Annotated in this window: 29 protein-coding genes and 1 riboswitch; of the genes, 7 read left to right on the top strand and 22 right to left on the bottom strand. The window is 38.0% G+C overall.

The features are described 5' to 3' along the window. The first annotated feature begins 199 nt into the window (after positions 1-199). Complete coding sequence (locus tag MKX78_RS01500; RefSeq protein ID WP_307315710.1) at positions 200-490, top strand: hypothetical protein; 291 nt, start codon at positions 200-202, stop codon at positions 488-490. Positions 491-837: 347 nt separating this feature from the next. Further along, positions 838-1,170 (top strand): hypothetical protein, encoded by a 333-nt coding sequence (locus tag MKX78_RS01495; protein WP_307315713.1) that lies wholly within the window; start codon positions 838-840, stop codon positions 1,168-1,170. Between the two features lie 899 nt (positions 1,171-2,069). Here MKX78_RS01495 and MKX78_RS01490 read toward each other — a convergent pair. Together MKX78_RS01490 and MKX78_RS01485 are read right to left on the bottom strand one after the other, a co-directional pair. After that, positions 2,070-3,044 (bottom strand): M23 family metallopeptidase, encoded by a 975-nt coding sequence (locus MKX78_RS01490; RefSeq protein ID WP_307315715.1) that lies wholly within the window; start codon positions 3,042-3,044, stop codon positions 2,070-2,072. Between the two features lie 23 nt (positions 3,045-3,067). Continuing rightward, positions 3,068-3,307 carry a hypothetical protein gene (locus MKX78_RS01485; RefSeq protein ID WP_095370996.1) on the bottom strand — a complete coding sequence of 80 codons (240 nt, stop codon included), beginning with the start codon at positions 3,305-3,307 and terminating at the stop codon, positions 3,068-3,070. 133 nt (positions 3,308-3,440) lie between these two features. After that, positions 3,441-3,545, top strand: a riboswitch (TPP riboswitch). A 104-nt stretch (positions 3,546-3,649) separates the two neighbouring features. Between MKX78_RS01485 and thiT the strand changes: the two genes are divergently transcribed. Next, complete coding sequence (thiT, locus tag MKX78_RS01480) at positions 3,650-4,228, top strand: energy-coupled thiamine transporter ThiT (protein ID WP_095370997.1); 579 nt, start codon at positions 3,650-3,652, stop codon at positions 4,226-4,228. A 351-nt stretch (positions 4,229-4,579) separates the two neighbouring features. On the opposite strand, the gene MKX78_RS01475 is transcribed toward thiT, so the two are convergent. After that, entirely contained in the window at positions 4,580-5,290 is a 711-nt protein-coding gene (locus MKX78_RS01475) for a hypothetical protein (RefSeq protein ID WP_341049457.1), read from the bottom strand. A gap of 528 nt (positions 5,291-5,818) precedes the next feature. Between MKX78_RS01475 and sigY the strand changes: the two genes are divergently transcribed. The 4 genes from sigY to MKX78_RS01455 are packed head-to-tail and all read left to right on the top strand — an operon-like array spanning position 5,819 to position 7,189. Then, entirely contained in the window at positions 5,819-6,376 is a 558-nt protein-coding gene (gene sigY / locus MKX78_RS01470; RefSeq protein ID WP_095370999.1) for an RNA polymerase sigma factor SigY, read from the top strand. Further along, positions 6,330-6,689: a YxlC family protein gene (locus tag MKX78_RS01465; RefSeq protein ID WP_307315724.1), complete on the top strand. Its 360-nt coding sequence runs from the start codon at positions 6,330-6,332 to the stop codon at positions 6,687-6,689. The genes sigY and MKX78_RS01465 overlap by 47 nt, the downstream gene beginning before the upstream one ends. Continuing rightward, on the top strand, positions 6,676-6,894 hold the full coding sequence (locus MKX78_RS01460; RefSeq protein ID WP_095371001.1) for a hypothetical protein: 219 nt from the start codon (positions 6,676-6,678) through the stop codon (positions 6,892-6,894). Before MKX78_RS01465 ends, MKX78_RS01460 begins: the two co-directional genes overlap by 14 nt. Further along, a complete protein-coding gene (locus MKX78_RS01455) occupies positions 6,875-7,189 on the top strand; it encodes a YbjQ family protein (RefSeq protein ID WP_341049453.1) in 315 nt (104 codons plus the stop codon). Before MKX78_RS01460 ends, MKX78_RS01455 begins: the two co-directional genes overlap by 20 nt. Positions 7,190-7,546: 357 nt before the next feature. On the opposite strand, the gene MKX78_RS01450 is transcribed toward MKX78_RS01455, so the two are convergent. The 19 genes from MKX78_RS01450 to MKX78_RS01365 all read right to left on the bottom strand — a co-directional run bounded on the left by MKX78_RS01450 (position 7,547) and on the right by MKX78_RS01365 (position 18,913). Further along, positions 7,547-7,741, bottom strand: a complete 195-nt coding sequence (locus tag MKX78_RS01450) for a helix-turn-helix transcriptional regulator (protein WP_307315728.1) — start codon at positions 7,739-7,741, stop codon at positions 7,547-7,549. Position 7,742: 1 nt separating this feature from the next. Further along, the gene (locus MKX78_RS01445; RefSeq protein WP_341049451.1) at positions 7,743-8,045 is read right to left on the bottom strand and encodes a hypothetical protein; all 303 of its coding nucleotides are present in this window, start codon (positions 8,043-8,045) and stop codon (positions 7,743-7,745) included. Positions 8,046-8,143: 98 nt separating this feature from the next. Next, positions 8,144-9,571, bottom strand: a complete 1,428-nt coding sequence (aspA, locus tag MKX78_RS01440; RefSeq protein WP_095371007.1) for an aspartate ammonia-lyase — start codon at positions 9,569-9,571, stop codon at positions 8,144-8,146. Between the two features lie 133 nt (positions 9,572-9,704). Further along, positions 9,705-9,950, bottom strand: a complete 246-nt coding sequence (locus tag MKX78_RS01435; protein WP_095371008.1) for a hypothetical protein — start codon at positions 9,948-9,950, stop codon at positions 9,705-9,707. Between the two features lie 218 nt (positions 9,951-10,168). Then, the gene (locus tag MKX78_RS01430; protein WP_341049449.1) at positions 10,169-10,438 is read right to left on the bottom strand and encodes a cytochrome C biogenesis protein; all 270 of its coding nucleotides are present in this window, start codon (positions 10,436-10,438) and stop codon (positions 10,169-10,171) included. Between the two features lie 60 nt (positions 10,439-10,498). Next, positions 10,499-10,681 carry a hypothetical protein gene (locus MKX78_RS01425; RefSeq protein ID WP_095371010.1) on the bottom strand — a complete coding sequence of 61 codons (183 nt, stop codon included), beginning with the start codon at positions 10,679-10,681 and terminating at the stop codon, positions 10,499-10,501. A gap of 91 nt (positions 10,682-10,772) precedes the next feature. Beyond that, entirely contained in the window at positions 10,773-11,006 is a 234-nt protein-coding gene (locus MKX78_RS01420) for a hypothetical protein (RefSeq protein WP_341049445.1), read from the bottom strand. 166 nt (positions 11,007-11,172) lie between these two features. Further along, on the bottom strand, positions 11,173-12,849 hold the full coding sequence (locus MKX78_RS01415; RefSeq protein ID WP_341049442.1) for an acyl-CoA dehydrogenase family protein: 1,677 nt from the start codon (positions 12,847-12,849) through the stop codon (positions 11,173-11,175). Then, positions 12,846-14,351, bottom strand: a complete 1,506-nt coding sequence (locus MKX78_RS01410) for a class I adenylate-forming enzyme family protein (protein WP_095371012.1) — start codon at positions 14,349-14,351, stop codon at positions 12,846-12,848. Before MKX78_RS01410 ends, MKX78_RS01415 begins: the two co-directional genes overlap by 4 nt. Beyond that, positions 14,344-14,727, bottom strand: coding sequence for a MerR family transcriptional regulator (locus tag MKX78_RS01405; protein ID WP_322910329.1), 384 nt, complete (start codon positions 14,725-14,727; stop codon positions 14,344-14,346). Before MKX78_RS01405 ends, MKX78_RS01410 begins: the two co-directional genes overlap by 8 nt. A 127-nt stretch (positions 14,728-14,854) precedes the next feature. Further along, positions 14,855-15,052 carry a hypothetical protein gene (locus tag MKX78_RS01400; RefSeq protein ID WP_322910250.1) on the bottom strand — a complete coding sequence of 66 codons (198 nt, stop codon included), beginning with the start codon at positions 15,050-15,052 and terminating at the stop codon, positions 14,855-14,857. Continuing rightward, the gene (locus tag MKX78_RS01395) at positions 15,039-15,548 is read right to left on the bottom strand and encodes a phosphoribosylanthranilate isomerase (protein ID WP_341049439.1); all 510 of its coding nucleotides are present in this window, start codon (positions 15,546-15,548) and stop codon (positions 15,039-15,041) included. Before MKX78_RS01395 ends, MKX78_RS01400 begins: the two co-directional genes overlap by 14 nt. 200 nt (positions 15,549-15,748) lie before the next feature. Beyond that, a complete protein-coding gene (locus tag MKX78_RS01390) occupies positions 15,749-15,898 on the bottom strand; it encodes a hypothetical protein (protein ID WP_341049437.1) in 150 nt (49 codons plus the stop codon). Positions 15,899-16,276: 378 nt separating this feature from the next. Beyond that, on the bottom strand, positions 16,277-16,498 hold the full coding sequence (locus tag MKX78_RS01385) for a hypothetical protein (protein WP_341049435.1): 222 nt from the start codon (positions 16,496-16,498) through the stop codon (positions 16,277-16,279). Between the two features lie 228 nt (positions 16,499-16,726). Further along, on the bottom strand, positions 16,727-17,041 hold the full coding sequence (locus MKX78_RS01380) for an antibiotic biosynthesis monooxygenase family protein (protein WP_322910247.1): 315 nt from the start codon (positions 17,039-17,041) through the stop codon (positions 16,727-16,729). Positions 17,042-17,065: 24 nt separating this feature from the next. Next, on the bottom strand, positions 17,066-17,176 hold the full coding sequence (locus MKX78_RS24470) for an HTH domain-containing protein (RefSeq protein ID WP_370873339.1): 111 nt from the start codon (positions 17,174-17,176) through the stop codon (positions 17,066-17,068). Between the two features lie 149 nt (positions 17,177-17,325). Further along, on the bottom strand, positions 17,326-17,883 hold the full coding sequence (locus tag MKX78_RS01375; protein WP_289432618.1) for a DUF4256 domain-containing protein: 558 nt from the start codon (positions 17,881-17,883) through the stop codon (positions 17,326-17,328). A 117-nt stretch (positions 17,884-18,000) separates the two neighbouring features. After that, positions 18,001-18,444: a hypothetical protein gene (locus MKX78_RS01370; RefSeq protein ID WP_341049431.1), complete on the bottom strand. Its 444-nt coding sequence runs from the start codon at positions 18,442-18,444 to the stop codon at positions 18,001-18,003. Continuing rightward, positions 18,437-18,913: an NUDIX hydrolase gene (locus MKX78_RS01365; protein WP_341049429.1), complete on the bottom strand. Its 477-nt coding sequence runs from the start codon at positions 18,911-18,913 to the stop codon at positions 18,437-18,439. Before MKX78_RS01365 ends, MKX78_RS01370 begins: the two co-directional genes overlap by 8 nt. Positions 18,914-19,009: the final 96 nt, after the last annotated feature.

Below are 19,009 nucleotides of genomic sequence, written 5' to 3'. Positions count from 1 at the left end.
TAAAAACTATAACTATGTGTAAAGAAACTATCTAGAGGAAATAACTTAGTTATTACCGTTTTGTTTTACTTGATATTACTCTATATGCTTTATAGAATATTAATCAGATTAATGAAGGAGGATTTTTGTTTGAATAACTTATGTTTAAGTCTGGTTCATAGCTTTTCTCAAAAATAATTCATCGAGGAGAGTGTAATTAATGAACTTTTATATAATGAAAGATATACTGAACGAACAGTTCGATTTAAAAATTACTCACATGACACAACTTACCGATCATAATATATCTGCAACCTATTATTTAAATACATCTAAAGGAAGTTACGTTCTAAAACGTATTCCTTCCTATATTCAAGATACCGAAATAGAAGGCAAATTGGTTAAGTACCTTTACGAAAACGAAATTCCTGTAGCACAAGTTATTAAATCTAATCAAGGAACTTATTCATTCTCCATAAACGGGAAAAATACCACTTACAAGAATATATAGATGGGGAAATTTATGACTTAAATAATGGAACTGACTGGTTTAAGGATGTATCCGCTCAAAATTTAGGAAAAATTCAACATGTATTATCTCAAACCCCCAAATTAAAAACAGGAATGATTAATAAAGAATTATTTACTAACGGTCAAATTATTAAGGCAAAAAAATCCTACCTCAAGACTTTTAAAAAAGCACAACAGTCTAACGATACGACAACTATGAAAGATATTATTAACCGATTAGAGTATCTAGATACAATTAATAACTATACGTTTGATTATTCTAAGTTTACATGTACTAATTCGCATGGAGATTATTATACTTCTCAAATCATATGTAAGGAAACAAAATTGTATACAATTGATTGGACAGACGCCTGTCATTTACCTGCATGTTGGGAAGTAATGATGTCTTTCGCTTATGCGGACCCTGTTGCTAAGAGTGGAAAAATTGAATCTAATGCTCTTAAACGTTATATAGATAACTATTCAAAGTGGTTTACCTTGAATAATTACGATTTATTCCATATGCCATATCTGTATTTCTTTCAGCTAGCTGTTAGTAATTTTTACGAACCTTATGGAAAGTTACCAAAAGAATATTTAAAAATTGCTAGGCTGACAACAAAGCAGTTAGCATGGCTAAATAAGAATGTTGATTCTTTAGCCATGAAGTTAGTTTAAAAAACGTAATCTTTTGTCTTGTCCCTCTCACGTAGACAACATAAAAAGATGAACATTGAACGTGTGTCGATATTCAATCGGCACACGTTTATTTAGTTTCATATGACTACGTTTAGAATCATCATTACCTAGAGCTTATTCTCCTTCTGTTTAACACTTATTCAGTTTTGAGGTGTCGAAAGATCGATTCTATAATTAGCATAAAAAAACAAGTTGCCCCAGGGTTCATACGAATCGGAGCTAGCTTTACGATTGGTAAAGCTATTTTGCCAAGTGTTATCGCACAATTACGAGCCACTCATGAGCAATTATCTTATCATGTTACAATTGGGAATAGCGAATAAGTAATTGATAGTGGCAGGCACCATAGCAGTAGATATTGGCTTGTGGAAGGGCAAACCAATGCGAAAGAGTTTGTCCAGAACCCCTTTGCAGAAGATTGCTTATTGACCTTCTGTTCACCCACATATGGAAAGGCATTTTCATTCGATAGAGAATTTATATGACCAAGAGTAGGGCACGAAAAAGGCACTTGATTGAATTACATCAAATTAGCGTCAAATCTACGTTCATCAGCTCTACACAAGGAATAAAGAGCAGTGTAAAAAGTAGCTTAGACGCTCCTTATTTTCCGAGGTAACTATAAAAGAGGAGTTGACATACGGTCTGTAGAAGCTGGAAGGCTTTAAGAAGAACATTCCTTTCTCTTATGTGTTAATCAAAGGAACGAACTTGATCACAGTATCCAGTTATTAGTTGATACGTTAAAAAACCGCACTGAGTCTTACGAAAAGAGCAACGATTATTATCAAACCACTTTTTTTGCGATTTAAATAAATGTTTGATTGAATTGTGGGCAAGGAGGCCGGCACAAGCGACCTCCATTTTACTGTATTTCTCTATTTAAAAAGCTGGATAATTGCTCTGGGAACGGCAAAAACATAGTCTGCTATTGTCATCGTATTTTCAACCTTGTCGAACTTCTCTTCGAATCGATTAAGGTATTTTGTTAAATGATTTGTTACGATTTCTCCTTGAATCGGTTCTACACCATTTTTAAAACGAATGCGAACTGATTTTCCTTTATGAAGATCTTCTGAATCCATGATTTGAAAATGGATATGCGCTTCAGAAGAGTTACCCGAGTTCCCACATTTGCCAAGTAATTGTTTTTGAAGAACTTCCTCCCCTTCTTGGACAATGATACTGTCTTTTTTAAAATGAGCAATCATACTATATTCCTTATGCGCATGCTCTATCACAATATAGTTGCCTGGGGGGTGTTCTTCATCCATCTGCCCTGGAATATTATCATCGAGACCATCAACCACTTTTATTACTTTGCCATTTTGAGGGGCGATAACTTCCTCTGCAAATGCGTAATAACTCTCATTTTTTTCAGGTCTACCATTATATGTAGAGCCATCCTTCACCTTTAATAGATCATACGCGTACCTTTGATGTTCATATACGTAATGGTAATTAATAAATTCATTTGTGCCACCCCAGAAAACAAACCAATCATCCATCACCGGCATAATGTATTCATTCTTTGTATAAATCTTATCTGTTTCTGGAAAGACAAAGTAGGGTTTCAAATAGAAACTGACAATTGTATATTTATCATCGAATCCAACCACAACTGCTTTTGCTTTTGAGTTATCTACCCATACGAACTGACCAATGCCTAAGACATCCGTCCGTGACGTAAGATGATAACTACGCACACCTTCATTAAAAGCTGCGCTCATCTCAATAAATGCCGATAATGAAACCATTCCTTGAAACACTTTTGAAGTTGCTTCATAAATTGTTTTAAAATCTTCTCTTAACCAATGATCTATAAACCTATCAGGATCCATTGACCCTACCATACCCTCTACCTCCGTAAGTTTTATTAAGATGAAAAAATTAAACGATTCTCAAGAAATATTTTGCAATTAATAGTAAAGAAACCGCCAATAGTTACTTTAATTTCACTTGAATCTTCTAACTTACCTTTCAAATCCCCTCTTAATGCTAGACCTAAATTTTCATCCTGTAATTCACCATTTACATACAACTTTTCTCCGTTAATCCAATAATTTTCGATTAATATATGATTTCCATGATGGTTTACTTCAAAAACCTTCTTCATATCAATCACTCCTTGATTATTCTACGACTATCTAGGGAATAAGTTTCACAAATAATTTGTTTTTTTACTACCAAAAAAAGATTCTTGAATTCTGATGAAAGTCATAGTATATTCTAACCGAGGATAAATTTAATACTTCCACAAGGGGAGCCTAATATGGCTGAGAGTGAGCGAGTTCGTTCTGACCCTAAGAACCTGTTAGATAATGCTAGCGTAGGGATCGTGGTTTTGGATATGAGCAATACTAGGCATCCATCACCGCCTATGTATTGCTTTTTTTCATGACAAAAAAGTAATACAGGTTTACTCGTTCGCTTCTCTTTTCGGAGAAGGAGGAAAAACATGAAACAAAATAAAACACTTTTTATGGTGGAAATTGCTATATTTGCAGCTTTGGCATTATTACTTGATTTCTTATCAGGCTTACTGATGGGGAGATTTTGGCCACAAGGTGGGTCCATCTCACTTGCTATGGTACCGGTTTTCTTAATGGCCTTTCGTTGGGGTGTTAAAGGCGGCGTCTTAACGGGCTTACTATTAGGAGGACTTCAAATCTTAACAGGAGCTGTTCCTTTTCATTTCGCCTCTTGGATCATTGACTATTTCGTAGCCTTTGCTGTTGTCGGACTCGCAGGCATCTATATGAATAAAGTTGTGCAAAATTATCAAGACGGCCAATTTGCCAAAGCAAACATGTATGTTATTAGTGGCGTTTTCTTAGGAAGTTTCTTACGCTTCTTATGCCATTATTTATCAGGCATTATCCTATTTGGTGCCTATGCTCCGGCAGATCAACCTGTCGCACTTTACTCACTCGTATATAACGGAACATATATGCTACCTACCTTTATCGTATGTGCCTTAGTCGTTGTCATGCTTTACACAACAGCCAATAAGGTCCTTCTTAAAAAAGCATATTAATCATAATCATCTAAAGGCTCTGGGGGAACGCAGGGCCTTTTTTTCAAGTCAACGTTTTGGGGGATTTTCGCACGATGAATGAACTGTGGAATCAGGGTGACATGTACATCGGCGTGATATCCATAAGATAACCATGCAAAATGAAAGCGCCAAAAGCAGCTAGACAAACCAACATCTTCTCTTCTATTTTCTCCTTGAGACCGGCAGTTTTCTTTTTGGATTTCTGAGAGGGGGAGTAGACACATCTTTATCCTTACTTTTTTTAGCAGCACTTTTCTTCCGTCAATGTCAATCTAACGATGAACACTCTTGATTATTTATGAATTTGCAACAACTATTATCTACGGTAGTTTAAACCAACATCATCTGTTTTCTTTCTTGTGATTTTTGTACGTAAACACGATCGCGCAGTTCTCTGACTTTCCCTGCTCTCTTTTGCGCGTAAACACAATTTGCGCGCAGTTCTCTGACTTCCCCTTCTCTCTTTTGCGCATAAACACGATTTGCGCGCAGTTCCCTGACTTCCCCTGCTCTCTTTTGCGCGTATACACGATTTGCGCGCAGTTCTCTGACTTCCCCTTCTCTCTTTTGCGCATAAACACGATTTGCGCGCAGTTCCCTGACTTCCCCTGCTCTCTTTTGCGCATAAACACGATTTGCGCGCAGTTCTCTGACTTTTTCTTCTCTCTTTTGCGCATAAACACGATTTGCGCGCAGTTCTCTGACTTCCTCTTTTCTCTTTTGCGCGTATACACGATTTACGCGCAGTTCTCTGACTTCCTCTTTTCTCTTTTGCGCGTATACACGATTTGCGCGCAGTTCCCTGACTTCCCCCTTCTCTCTTTTGCGCGTAAACACAATTTGCGCGCAGTTCCCTGACTTCCTCTTCTCTCTTTTGCGCGTAAACACGATTTGCGCGCAGTTCCCTGACTTCCCTTTCTCTCTTTTGCGCGTATACACGATTTGCGCGCAGTTCCCTGACTTCCTCTTCTCTCTTTTGCGCGTATACACGATTTGCGCGCAGTTCCCTGACTTCCCCTTCTCTCTTTTGCGCGTATACACGATTTACGCGCAGTTCTCTGACTTCCTCTTTTCTCTTTTGCGCGTATACACGATTTGCACGCAGTTTTCCGCCTTCCCCTTCTCTCTTTTGCGCGTAAACACGATTTGCGCGCAATTCTCAACCTTTCCCTTCTGCCTTTTGCGCGTAAACATCATTTGCGTTCAGTCTAAGCTAAAAACGCTCGTTTAAGATTTACCGTATTGATTGGATGAAGCTGACATATATTTAAAAGATACCATCGCCAAGATTTAAATGGAGGTTGTATGGCGTACCAGCCTCGATACTGCTGGCTGTTTCATCTGTAGTCATGCCAAAAGAGGATCCATGTCAATGAAAATAAGGTTATAATTGACCATTGAAATCAAAGGGCACATGGCAGAAAATAAATTTACATATTTATCCATAAATAAATTCAACGCGATAACAAGAGATAATCTCTATCTCCATTCAAAAAATTTTATTTTTCGTGAACGAAAGGAGAACACTAATCGTCATAATAGTAAATCCAAAGAAAAGGGGGGCAAGGTTTGGAAGAGAAAAAATGGATTAAAGCAGCGAAAAAAGGCGATAACCAGGCGTTAGCTCACTTATTTAAGGAGAGTTATCCCCTTCTCGTTCATTATTTAATGAAGCTCACCCTTAATCGAGAAGAAGCTGAGGATTTGGCACAAGAGACAATGACAAAAGCGATTGAAAAACTAAATCAATTTCAGGTGAAATCGAAATTCTCCACTTGGCTCATATCCATTGGTACAAAATTATATATCGATCAAAAAAGGCGCCAGAAGCGAGCTGATGCCTTTAAAGCACAACATATGCGGAAATTAAAATGGCAGGCACAGTCACGAAATGAAGATTGGGATTACTTATTAGCTTCTCTCGGTGAATTAGAAGATGAATTAAGAGTGCCGATTATTTTAAAACATTATTATGGCTATGCGTATGATGAGATTGGCAAAATGCTTGGAATTGCTGAAGGAACAGTAAAATCTAGAGTTCACCGCGGAATTAAAACCATTCGAAAGGAGATGGGTGAAGATGAGAAAGGCCCAGGAACAATGGAAAATCCTATCAAACAAGGATGAAGAAGATTTTTCAAAAGAAATGAAACGTTCTTTTGCACAGTTTGAGGAAAATAACCCCATCTCTACTCCTAGTGAAGATTGGTTTGAAAAAATGGTCATCGCAGAAAAGGATGAAGCTAGCAAAAAATGGCGAAGAGAATTACTCTTATTCAGCGGAATAGCAACACTTATTCTTGTTTTATTTTTTACAACATTAACCCAAATACCAGTTGTCTTTATCACATTACAAGGTCTTACAGTCCTTCTTGTCATCTGTTATACCTTTCTGCAAATCCAAAAACATAGAGAGAAGGTGCGACATGACGAATATTGATTTCTTTTTACTATTCTTAGTAGCAATTATTTTATTATCACAAAGTATCTTTTTATTTACTAATGCAAAGAAAAATGGAATGAATCATTGGTTCTGGGGTATTATCGCCTTAATTCAAGCACCGGTACCACTAATATTCTATTTCATCGTAAGAAACGTTCGTAGAAAAGAGGAGGATGAATTAAATGATTATCGTGACTACTGAAACAATACCAGGTAAAGAAATAAAAGAGTTAAAAGGTTTTGTTAGGGGAAATTCAGTCCAATCGAAACATATTGGAAAAGATATCGTTGCCGGATTACGTACGATTGTCGGTGGAGAAGTCTCGGAATATACAGATATGATGACGGAATCTCGCCAGAAAGCAATCGGTCGAATGGTAGAGCATGCCAAAAAAAAAGGGGCAAATGCGATTATCGGTGTACGTTTAGAAACGTCAGCTATAATGGCAAACGCCAGTGAAATATTGGCTTATGGTACGGCGGTGTATGTGGAGTAAACAAGGGGTTATATATATTTGTTGGCTGTCGATTTCTCGACAGCTTTTCTGCGGAGTAACTTATATCTATTCAGAATAAGGATTGAGCAAATTCCTAACCCCTAATTCTAACGCTTAAGCCTCCGCTGCTGTATCATTCTTTTAATATCATAGCAAGCAAATGTCCCACAAATAATGATACCTGCACTAAATAAAAATACTAAAAACCAATTCTCTCCCCAACTGACATAGGCACTGTAGAGACAAAGTAACGCAGTGACGAGTGATCCATAATTCGCCTGATACAGCTCTAGTTTTGACCTTTGATTTTCTTCCAGAGATCCTCAACTCCCTTTATTATTTTATTATCCCATTTCTCTACTCTTCACTCGCAAACAACTCATCTACTGTGGTATCCAATACTTTGGCTAAATTAAACGCCAACTGCAGTGTTGGATCATATTTATTATTTTCAATAGCATTAATCGTTTGCCTTGTTACTTTGCAACGTTTCGCTACATCCTCCTGCGATAGTTTCATTGACTTCCTTAACTCACGAATTCGGTTTTTCATCTTAATTACCGTATTTTCTCTTATAAAAAAGTAAAGTAATCAAGTAGATAATGCAAATACTTAGTAGAAAGGAGAATGGTGAGATTCCTTCATAAGTGTTGCTTCCCCAAAAAGCTGAATAAACCTTCTTCCCCATTTCAAAAACTAACACGGCTATAACTACTGCAAAGGAATAAGATTGTGCTTTCATTTTAATTAATTTTTTCCTTTCATCACCGAGCTGAGGTAACGTACTGATTGTCAAAAAAATGAGTATTAAACTTAAAACTAGCAGTGAAAAAAAGATAATAACAATCCCGTTCAAAATGATTCCTCCTTCAAAAAATGTAAAATACTTTATACATTTTTTTACTAAAACAACACAAAAATGCTTAGAGCCATTATCAACTCTAAGCATTTAAATTAATCTCTATTTAACAAAGACACACCCGCGATACCTGGGTTCGTCATTTCGTATGGGTTCAAGATAAGATCCAATTCTTCTTCAGTAAGCACATCGTATTTTAAGCACAGTTCACGAACGGATTTGCCATTGATGATTGCTTCTCTCGCGATGCGTGCTGCGACTTCGTATCCGATATGTGGATTCACTGCTGTAATGATCCCTGCACTGTTTTCTACATATTCTTTCAAACGTGTTTCATTCGCTTCAATGCCTGATAAACAGTAATCTGTAAAAGCACGGAAAGCGTTGTTCATAATACTGATTGATTGTAATAAGTTAAAAACAAGTACCGGCTCCATTACGTTTAATTCTAGCTGTCCTGCCTCGGATGCAAGGCAAATGGTATGGTCATTACCGATGACTTGGAATGCCACTTGGTTAATCATTTCAGGCATAACAGGATTCACTTTACCTGGCATGATAGAAGAACCTGGTTGACGCGCAGGCAATGAAATTTCGCCTAGACCAGCGCGTGGGCCTGATGCCATTAAACGAATGTCATTAGCAATCTTAGACATATTCATCATACAGACTTTTAACGCTGCAGAAACTTCTGTATAAGCATCTGTATTTTGAGTCGCATCGACAAGATGATCGGCGCCAACAAGTGGTAAGCCCGTAATCTCAGCCATATGTTTAACAACACTTTCAATATAAATAGGGTCTGCATTTAGTCCCGTTCCTACAGCCGTTGCCCCCATATTGATTTCATATAAATGCTGACGAGATTGCTGGATCCGTTTAATATCTCTTGTGACTACACGACTGTATGCTTCAAACTCTTGTCCAAGACGAATCGGAACCGCATCTTGCAGATGTGTTCTACCCATTTTAATCACATGATCAAACTGCTTTGCTTTCTCCTTAAATGCTGCAAGCATATGCTCCATCGTTTGTGTCAGTTTTTCCAATGCATTCAATGTAGCAATATGAATCGCTGTTGGGAAAGCATCATTTGTTGATTGTGACATGTTGACATGACTATTCGGACTTAAGTGAAGTGCATAGTCTCCTTTATTCTTCCCTAGTAACTCTAGCGCACGATTGGCAATCACTTCATTGGCATTCATATTAATGGATGTCCCAGCGCCACCTTGAATCGGGTCAACAATAAAGTGATCATGCCATTTACCTTCAATAATTTCATCAGCAGCCTGTACAATAACATTGCCAAGCCCCTCATATAATCTTTTTGTGTCCATATTTGCTAACGCGGCTGCCTTTTTAACCATAGCAATTGCGATGATCAGCTCTTCATGAATGCGATATCCGGTAATTGGAAAGTTTTCAACTGCACGTAAGGTTTGAACACCATAATATGCATCTATTGGCACTTCTTTCGAACCTAAGAAATCGTTTTCAATCCTTACTTTATCATTTGACATTTTTATTTTCGCCTCGCCTATTTTCATCATTTAACTATAGATATATCATCTTGCTTTAAGACGATATACCTCCTAAATAATAGCACAGTCTAATTCTTTTATAAAGGCGGGGAGCCACAAAGATTTTTTCTGCTTACACACTGGTTAAGAAAAAAATAATAAGAGAAAAACTTAATAAAATGAGCAGAATAGTATGAAGGAAAATGCCAATCACACTGCATACTTTTCCAGCAGAAATTAACTTTCTTTCTTTAGGTCCATTAATATTGCACAATAACTTTGATGCATAGATGCTTCCAAAGATACCTATAACAAGTCCAATATACGGTGTGATGATAGAAAGTATTCCTAAAATAAGAGAGAGATGAACTTTTGACAAATGCACGCCTCTTTTCAAAAGTAAGCTTATAGTTCATCATATTACACAATAAGTCTTTATATACGGAAAAATGGATTAAATGATGAGAGAGGTTCATTCTAAGAGGTTTTCGATACAATTTGTGGATTCGAATGAACAAGGTAAAAACTTCACCAACCTAGCCATCATCAATAGACCCAGGTTGGTTATAATCAGGCCTTGTTTAAATCCCTTCTATATTAAACGAACACCGGATGAAAATAGATCACTGGCTCTTCATATGGGTGAATGCGTTTGATGATTGTTTTCACTTCTTCCATACGGCTATATAGGCAACGAAATTCCATCTTACATTCTGTCCCAAACGAGATGTTCCCAATTTGACCTAAGTAAGGATTAGCGTCTTCTAAAGGTCTATAGTAACCTTTTACCTCTGAGTAAGATATAACCTGATCATAATTCCCAACTGTTAATGTTCCTATTGCATTCAATTCATCTCTTAATCTCACAATATATTCGCCTGGTATTAATACTTCGACTTTTACAAATTCAAAATCATGAAGTTTCACCTACCATTTAAATGACACGCTTTGAAAAAGTGAAATCGTCAATATCACTGTTGTTAAAGTGCCAGCAGTCATCAAAGTAATCAACTTCGAGCGACTATTCTCCGTTTTTAAAACTTCATTCGATACCGCAAGCCAAATAACGATAGATGCGATTGCAATAATTGATAGCATTCCTGTAGACATCTTTCATCCCCCCCAGGATTTTTTTTAGACTCTTCTCTACTATTCTATACGATTTTGTGAGACATTTAGTTTCAAAAAGTAAAAATTAGTCTTAAGTCTGATTCAGGGTTAGGGCATTAGCATGAGTTGCATTAAGGTTTTTGTTAAAACAAGCTGTTAATTTAATTTTCGCTGGTGGCTTGGTATTATCCGCCTTGCTATGTTCGCACTTTTGATTTAACAACACATCCTTGTAGTTTTCATTACTCTTGTGTAAATATCTCTGATTTGACAACACTTCTTCGCGCTTTTCTTTACTCTTGTGCTCGTATTTCTGATTTGACAACACTTCTTGCCCTTCTTCCACCCATTTGAGTGGACATTCTCTTTTGAGCAAACTTACTGGCGAATTATTTAACCCTTTAATCCCCTCCCTCGATATACAACCCTACCTGATCTCATCCCCCTACCCAAATAAAAAAACATCCCTAGCACTCTAGGGATGCAACTGATTATATAACGATCTTACTTAACTCCAAAACCCTTGTTTCTTCTCCATCAGCATTCCCCCAAGTTTGCTTTAAGTAGAGTTCGGCAATCGCTTCATATTTACCCTTAAATTTCTGCGCATATTCTAATGCGATGACACTTTCATAAAGATGAGCCATTTTTTCCATTAATGGTTTCGCTTGAAGTTGCTGCACGAGGGGCTCAGCTTTAGCGAATTGTTCCAGCTGTTGTTTCACTTCAGCAAACTTTACTTCAACGAGTGCGGTCTGTTCACCTTTAGCTAGTAAAGCAAATCGATCAAACGTTTGATTGATAAATAGTTCGTCGGCAGAGAATTTATTAACGAGACGGATTAATTCCTGACCGAGTATGTTCGCCGTGCCCTCCCATACTGTTAGCACTTGGGCATCTCGTAAAAGCCTTGGGGTGATAAAATCCTCTATATAACCGTTCCCTCCATGCAACTCTATTGCTTCATGGGCAAAATGAATCGCATTTTCTGCTGATTCTTTTTTCAAAAGGGCAATATAGAGACGGTGTAGAATAACCTCCGAATCGCTTGCCTCACCCGCTACAACCTTGTCGTATAGTTCTACTAAATCAAAAATTGCGGCGACCTCTACCTCAAGCTTTGCCTTAAGTTGAGAAAGTGTTTGTTGAATCATTGGCAAATCAATCAACTTTTGACCGAACGCTTCCCTTGCCATGGCATACTGCTTTGCTTCCTCATACGCTCGCTTCATGATGCCGCTTGATGCGACAGCATTACATATCCGAGAAAGGTTTAATGCTTCCATCATATAGTAAAAACCTTTTGATTCATCGCCGACTACATAGGCAACACTACCATCAAATTCTACTTCTCCAGATGGGACAGCACGCACACCCAATTTATCTTTTAATCTTCTAATGCGAAGATGGTTTAGCTCGCCATTGTCTTGTTTCCACGGAACAGCGAACAATGTTAAGCCCCGCGTTCCTTCTTTGGCGCCTTCCTTTCTTGCTAACACCATTGCTACACCACATTGGCCAGCATTGGAAGCAAAGTATTTCTCACCATACAACCGGTATTGTCCCTCTTCTTTTACTGCTCTCACGACATTTGCACCTACATCTGACCCGCCTTGCCGTTCAGTTAAAAAAGTCGCTCCCTCGTATAATTCCTCATCAGCATTTGTTGCACACACATGCGGTAAGAAGCGTTTCTTTATTTCTTCATTTCCATAATGATCCAATAGATAGGCGGTCGCCATTGATAAAGTAACTGGACAATAAAATCCTGGCTCTGTTTGAGAAAGGAGATACCCTTGCGCATAACTGTAAATATAGTTGCCTTTTCTACCAAGCTCAGGGATTTCCTTATGCACATATCCCACCATACCCGTACCGTATGATTCTTTTACTGTTTGTTTGTAGCCGCTATTCACCCACACTTCAGAAACTTCTTCACCATAGCGGTCATACAGTTTTAGCACTGGTTGTCCTTCTCGATCAGTGTATTTAGCACGTTCATCAATCGGACCAGCACATTGCGCGCCGTACGCTGTTAATTTTTCAACTGCGTAATCAAAAAACGCAGGAGGAAGCTTTTCTTTTAAAATATGAAGTAACGTCTCGTCTTCTTTGAAAAAATTAGTTGCATAGCCGCTCTTCTTTTCCGGTTCCTTCAATACTTTCATACTTGCTCCACCCCTTCTTTTAACACTCTTTTTAATATTTTCCCTGACGCATTTCTTGGCAACATGTCAACTTGATGGTAGGAACGTGGGATTTTATATTTTGCTAAATGGTCAACAAGGAATCGATTGAGCTCCTCACTATTTACATCTTCTGTTGCTGAGAAGATGGCTGTTACTGTTTCTCCCCATTCACGGTGTGGGAGACCGATAATCGCAACCTCTTGAATAGTGGGATACTTCATCATAACGTCCTCGATTTCTTTCGGATAAATATTTACACCACCTGAGATAATAACATCCTTTTTACGATCGACTATCCAAATATAGCCTTCTTCATCCCGTCTTGCTAAATCCCCAGTCTTTAACCAGTCACCGATAAATGTTTCTTTTGTTAATGCCTTATTTTTGTAGTAACCAACCATGTTGCCTTCTCCACGCAAGACAATTTCTCCAACTTCACCTACCGGGATCACTTGACCGTGTTCATCAACAATTCTTAACTCCGTATGAAGGGGTGCTCGCATACCAATGCTACCCGTCTTTTCTCCATGCTCTTCAGGTAACATGATGGCGCCACTTGGTCCTGCTTCCGTTAAGCCATACACACTTGTTAGTCGATCCGTGTGAAATCTTTCAGCAATAAGATCAATTTGTTCCTTGGCAAGCGGCGCTCCTCCGTAAACCCACCATTTCATCGATGATAGGTCGTAGTTTTTTAATTCTGGGTGTTGTGCGGTCAGTAAATAAGCGACCGGTGCACCAAAAAAGTGTGTTGTGCGATGTGTTGCAACCGCTTTCAAAAGAAGGTCTGGCGTAAAGGTAGGAGTAATGACAACTGCTGCCCCGACAACGGTTGCTGACATGAGGAATAAATGTAGAGGGGCTGAATGCGTTAAAGGCATCATTAAAAGCATTTTACTATCTGGTTTTACTTCCATTTCAACAGCAATCATTTGCGCCACTGTTAAAATATTGCGATAGCTAAAAAGAACACCCTTAGGATCACCTGTCGTTCCAGATGTATAAAGAATGGTACTGTAGTCATCTTCCGTTAGATTACACTCAACTTCTTTTCCAGGAGAAAGGGCCAATAACTGCTCAAAGCTTTCCCAATTCTGCGCATGCTCTCCCGTTTTAATCTTCAATGGTACTTTTTCAATACTCTCAACTGCTGAAAAAATAATTTCATGTGCGAAAATAGCTTTCGCTTCACAATGATCGACAATGTACTGCACCTCATCCAATGTGAACTTGGCATTTATCGGTATAACAACAGCACCCACTCTTTGCACAGCAAAATAGGTAATGATAAATTCAAATGTATTAGGCATAAACAAACAGACATTGTCTCCTTTATCAATTCCTCTTTCCAATAAACCGTTTGAAAGCGCATTTACTTTATCGTTTAACTCTTGAAAAGTAAGACTTCCTTCAAAACCGATTACTGCCTGTGCTTGAGGATACTTCCTGGCATTTCTTGCGACTAATTGCGAACTATTCATGACGATCCCTCTCTTCTACTAGTTTTTCGAGCCTTTCACTAAAGCTCTTCTTCAAAGACAGCAACTCTTCTTTCATTTCCAACAGTTCTTCAATGGCTTGATCAATTTGCTGGATCCGCTGATTACCATAAGTAATCGTACGTTCTAACTGGGCCATACCCGTTCTGTCATAATCAAATAGCAACACCATTTCTTTAATTTCTTCCAATGAAAAACCATACCGCTTTCCACGAAAAATCAACTTTAACTTGGCACACTCTTTTTTTGTATACAAACGATGATTGCCTTCAGAACGATTCGAGCTAATTAACCCTAGCTCTTCATAATAGCGAATCGTCCTTGTAGAAACATCAAATTTTGCAGCTACTTCACGTATTGTCTTCAGTCATCAGCACCTCCTTTTTCTTAGTATACAATTGACGTTAACGTTAACTTCAAATGTTTTTTGTATATTATCAAAATTCTTATATTTAAACAAAAAAGAATGATATCTGTCTTAGATATCATTCTTCTCTGTTCTTATGCTTTTTTTTATTCCAATCAAAAGGAATGTTGGTCCATTCAAAAAATAGATACCCAAGAAACACCAACAAACTTACCATTATATTCTCAAACCAAGAAATGGGCTGACTACTTATTAATTGCCATATCGTTCCCGTTAAAAAGAAGATCACCGCAAAAGAAAGGCTATTCTTTAGCATGATTTCCCCCCTTATGTAAATAAGTTATTTTCTCCCTATCTTTATCATTATTTTGATCAGCACGATAACTATCTTTAGAAGAAGCTTGATAAACCTTTAAATATTGCTCGTGATTTAATAAATAGTACTTACTATTTTCAACTTGTTGTAGCATTAATTCTGCTAAGGGAATTCCAGCAAAGCTAGGTAACGTATCGATAATTCCAAACTCAACCGACAAGCCCTCTTTCATAAATTCATGTTCATGCAAATCGACTAATTGATATCCCAGCGATACCATCACATCAACAATCTTTGGCCACTCAAAAACATTCTGATCCGGAGGTACTGCCCACCCTCTGTCATCACCTGGCACATGAATATCTAAATCTCTTGCTTGCCAATCCACTCCTGTCAAAAGCTCAAGCCCCACCGAACCCATTAACAAAGGAATGATATTCACTTGATTCAGCGCTTCTGTTATTCTTAAAAACTCTTTGAATTTAGGATTGTTCACATGTGGCCCTCCTTTTCCTTTGATAATGATTTAAGATTACTAGATTATGTACATTTTACTCTCATATCTTGCTGCGATTTTCTGCGATGTATGCCTTTCGCTTTGCTCTTTCCTGTTGGCTTTGATTTTCTTTTTGTTTTGCTCATATTTTGTGGAGACTCTCAATTAGTCCCGATTTCTTCTTTTGCCCGACTCATTTCCTACTGAGACTCTCGATTAGTCCTGATTTCCTCTTTTGCCCGACTCATTTCCTGCTGAGACTCTCGATTAGTCCCGATTTCTTCTTTTGCCCGACTCATTTCCTGCTGAGACTCTCGATTAGTCCTGATTTCTTCTTTTGCCCGACTCATTTCTTATTCAGGCTCTCGATTAGTTTCAATTTGCCTCATTTGTCATAGCATCTTATAAAATAATAAGAGTGAAGGATGAGAGCCATGATATACTCTGATCGATCGTCGGTTACATTTATGGATTGTACATTACTTATCAAATGATTACGCCGCAGTAAGCCTTCTTTCTTGTTATCTCTCATTAGCGAGATCGATGAAGTAACCGTCAATGCATTTGTGGTCCAGGTTTCCTCTTCTATTTCAAAAAAAATCACTTCCTTCAGCTTGGATATATTTTTCACATTCATTACTGTGTTAGCTTTGCCAATTACGATACCATTCTTGTAAATCAGCCATTGCTCCTGTTGAGAAAACCCCCTACTTCTTTTCCAACGTACATCAAAGGAATCCTCTTCTATATATGCGCAAAGATAAATACCAGCGTAAATCAAAGATATCACTCACAACATATTGCCATCTCTGCGTGAAATATTGCTGAATGAAACCGCGTTTTTCCTCACCCTTAAAAAGCGGCTTTTTATTCATCAATGTTCGTTGCAGATGATAAAACGACCACCCGTCTTTATCAGGAGGTTGATAGGTATCTTCTTTTCCAGCCATCCGTTTACTTACTAAATAAATAATAAGCGCGGTTGTTGGGAATAAAATATCGCAGCCCAATGCCACAGGTTAAATGCATTAAACAGCATGAAGCGTACAAACAAAATGAACGATAGCAAAACAAATAGTAAATTTAACTTAACCAAACAAACACCCCTTCGTTTACATACGAAAAAAATGGTAAATAGTTTCAATTCTAAATAAAAAAGCCTACTTCTAAAGTAGACTTCATCGTTCAAAACCATAACTCTCTTCCACTTTGCAAATACGCACCTGATAGTTCTCATACCAGTCCGATTTTCCTTTTTCCTGTGCGACTTTATGAGCCGTATGGTCTTTCCACCTTTTAATATCCTCAAATGTTGCCCAATATGAAACTGTAATTCCTAATTGTGAGTCTCTGGCACTTTCGATCCCGAGGAAACCTTCTTCCTTTTGCGCTAACTCCTCCATGGCCAATGCCATTTTTTCATACCCGTTATCGCCAATTGTCCTTTTGGAAGTAAAGATCACAGCATAATATGTTGATGGTAGCTCCTGCATGATTGACCTCCAATAAATGAGATATTATTTACAAATATAATGTAAAAATAGTACAGGCACAGCTAGTTTATATTTCGTTTCAACAGACACCGAGTTGCCATCAGCAAGAAAATTCTTGATGTCTTCTTCGCTCACTCTTGTATAAATAGAATCTTTTCGCTTGAAGAACTATCTCTACATAAACAGATGTCAACCGAAGAACTAGAGAACAGAGTAGATGCCATTTTTCAAACGTGGGTTTGGAGTCATATCAGCTTTTCTCGAACGATTAATCATTAACAAAATCAAACCCTTAATTCACCACGGAAACCTCTAGCCCCGTAGTATGAATCGGCGCCGTTATGGTAGACAAATACATGATCATAGCGGCGGTCACAAAATAATGCACCTCCGAGGTTTCTAATATTCTCTGGGGTCTGTATCCAGCTAGATGTTTTAAGGTCAAAATTTCCTAGCTGCTGCAATGATTCATACTGTTCTTCAGTAAGAATTGTAATGCCCATCTCATTTGCTAAATCCATCGCGCTCGTTTCTGGCTTATGTTTTTTTCTTGCCTCAAGTGCCTCTCTGTCATAACAAACACTGCGGCGCCCCTTTGGACTTTCTTTTGAACAATCGAAAAAGAGGTACTCGCCTGTGGATTCATCATAGCCCACCACATCAGGTTCACCTTCTGTTCTCTCCATTTCATGAAGGGACCACAGCTTGTCCGGCTGTGCAACTAGTTTTTCTTGCACGTTCTCCCATTCAATACCTTCATGTCTTTCCAAATTCTTCTCAAAACGCAATTTTAAAATGGATAATAACTCTTCTTGGTTTTCTGCTGATAACTTTTTAGTCATTCTTTTTAACCTTCCTTTATCTCATACTTTTTCGTACGAATTGTAGTAGTTTTTCTTTTCCATGTAAGCATTGCTCCATCGTTACAATACAAAAATATGGTTGACTCATCAAGTCCCCTAGGAAGCAATCATCATATATAACCTGCACAAACAAGTTTGCCTCGGGGAAGACTCAGCTAACTCACAATAGATATTACTTATCTCTTCATCTACTGTCCTTGTGACGGCCAGTTTCCCCGTTAGACTCTGCCACCATACTTTAAAAGATTGATAAACTTCATTAAAGCTTGTATGATCCATAAACAAGCCTTCAAAAAAGAAGTTTTTATGATTATAAAATAATTTTTCTCCATTAAATCGATTCTCCGCCACAAGCTGAACCGTTTCTGCCCACTTCTCTTTATAGCTACCTTCAAAGTTTTGACTAAAAGCATACTCTCTAATCATATATGGAAATCTGTGCTCACTCTTTTTCGTCTGATTACCATATATGTTTTGAATATAGATAAAAAAATTCAACGCAGGACAGGCTTCAGTCATGATATAGAATTCCTTATTCATCTAGCCACCACCTGACCTCCAATTGTGTATACGGTTTTACTTTTACAAAATGCTTCTCAATAAAAGAAAGCACGCAGTCATTGCCAGGCACAGTTATTTGCTGAAGTGCCTCCTTGAATGTGAACCAGGCATAATCGCTATGCTCTTCGTTCAATTTCACCTGCTCTTCTTCGCCAACAAAGCCCACAAAAACCGGCGCCATATAGATAAAATCACTTTTTGGATGATAGTACTGCTCAAATGTATTGCTGACATATAAACGAATATCCGTTAGGCCCGTTTCTTCTCTCACTTCTCTTAATGCTGCTTCCCACGCCTTCTCATCCTCTTCAATAGCACCACCGACATAGCACCATTCGCCATGAAAAGGCTCTGTATTCCTTTTCATAAGCTGGACCAACGTATCATTCTCATACTTTTTTAATAAAACAACGGCTATGCCATTACAGTAAATGGGGAGATTCGTCATAGAAAAACACCTCACTTATTTATTCGATTAGATAAAGCCATTTCCTTTAAAGGGTTTGCTTTTACTAGTGTCGAAATTGAAATATACGATTGAAAA

It is taken from the genome of Cytobacillus sp. FSL R5-0569 (assembly GCF_038007265.1).
Lineage (GTDB): Bacteria > Bacillota > Bacilli > Bacillales > Cytobacillaceae > Cytobacillus > Cytobacillus kochii.
The sequence above is the reverse complement of the archived record's forward strand: the minus strand, read 5'-3'. Positions and strand labels throughout refer to the sequence as shown.

Excerpts from the sequence above, each read along its gene's own strand:
- MKX78_RS01500 (WP_307315710.1), top strand. The coding sequence starts at position 200 with ATGAACTTTTATATAATGAAAGATATACTGAACGAACAGTTCGATTTA.
- MKX78_RS01490 (WP_307315715.1), bottom strand. The coding sequence starts at position 3,044 with ATGGTAGGGTCAATGGATCCTGATAGGTTTATAGATCATTGGTTAAGA.
- MKX78_RS01485 (WP_095370996.1), bottom strand. The coding sequence starts at position 3,307 with ATGAAGAAGGTTTTTGAAGTAAACCATCATGGAAATCATATATTAATC.
- thiT (WP_095370997.1), top strand. The coding sequence starts at position 3,650 with ATGAAACAAAATAAAACACTTTTTATGGTGGAAATTGCTATATTTGCA.
- MKX78_RS01465 (WP_307315724.1), top strand. The coding sequence starts at position 6,330 with ATGAGAAAGGCCCAGGAACAATGGAAAATCCTATCAAACAAGGATGAA.
- MKX78_RS01460 (WP_095371001.1), top strand. The coding sequence starts at position 6,676 with ATGACGAATATTGATTTCTTTTTACTATTCTTAGTAGCAATTATTTTA.
- MKX78_RS01455 (WP_341049453.1), top strand. The coding sequence starts at position 6,875 with ATGATTATCGTGACTACTGAAACAATACCAGGTAAAGAAATAAAAGAG.
- MKX78_RS01450 (WP_307315728.1), bottom strand. The coding sequence starts at position 7,741 with ATGAAAAACCGAATTCGTGAGTTAAGGAAGTCAATGAAACTATCGCAG.
- aspA (WP_095371007.1), bottom strand. The coding sequence starts at position 9,571 with ATGTCAAATGATAAAGTAAGGATTGAAAACGATTTCTTAGGTTCGAAA.
- MKX78_RS01425 (WP_095371010.1), bottom strand. The coding sequence starts at position 10,681 with ATGTCTACAGGAATGCTATCAATTATTGCAATCGCATCTATCGTTATT.
- MKX78_RS01415 (WP_341049442.1), bottom strand. The coding sequence starts at position 12,849 with ATGAAAGTATTGAAGGAACCGGAAAAGAAGAGCGGCTATGCAACTAAT.
- MKX78_RS01410 (WP_095371012.1), bottom strand. The coding sequence starts at position 14,351 with ATGAATAGTTCGCAATTAGTCGCAAGAAATGCCAGGAAGTATCCTCAA.
- MKX78_RS01400 (WP_322910250.1), bottom strand. The coding sequence starts at position 15,052 with ATGCTAAAGAATAGCCTTTCTTTTGCGGTGATCTTCTTTTTAACGGGA.
- MKX78_RS01390 (WP_341049437.1), bottom strand. The coding sequence starts at position 15,898 with ATGAGTCGGGCAAAAGAAGAAATCAGGACTAATCGAGAGTCTCAGCAG.
- MKX78_RS01385 (WP_341049435.1), bottom strand. The coding sequence starts at position 16,498 with ATGGCTGGAAAAGAAGATACCTATCAACCTCCTGATAAAGACGGGTGG.
- MKX78_RS01380 (WP_322910247.1), bottom strand. The coding sequence starts at position 17,041 with ATGCAGGAGCTACCATCAACATATTATGCTGTGATCTTTACTTCCAAA.
- MKX78_RS01375 (WP_289432618.1), bottom strand. The coding sequence starts at position 17,883 with ATGACTAAAAAGTTATCAGCAGAAAACCAAGAAGAGTTATTATCCATT.
- MKX78_RS01370 (WP_341049431.1), bottom strand. The coding sequence starts at position 18,444 with ATGAATAAGGAATTCTATATCATGACTGAAGCCTGTCCTGCGTTGAAT.
- MKX78_RS01365 (WP_341049429.1), bottom strand. The coding sequence starts at position 18,913 with ATGACGAATCTCCCCATTTACTGTAATGGCATAGCCGTTGTTTTATTA.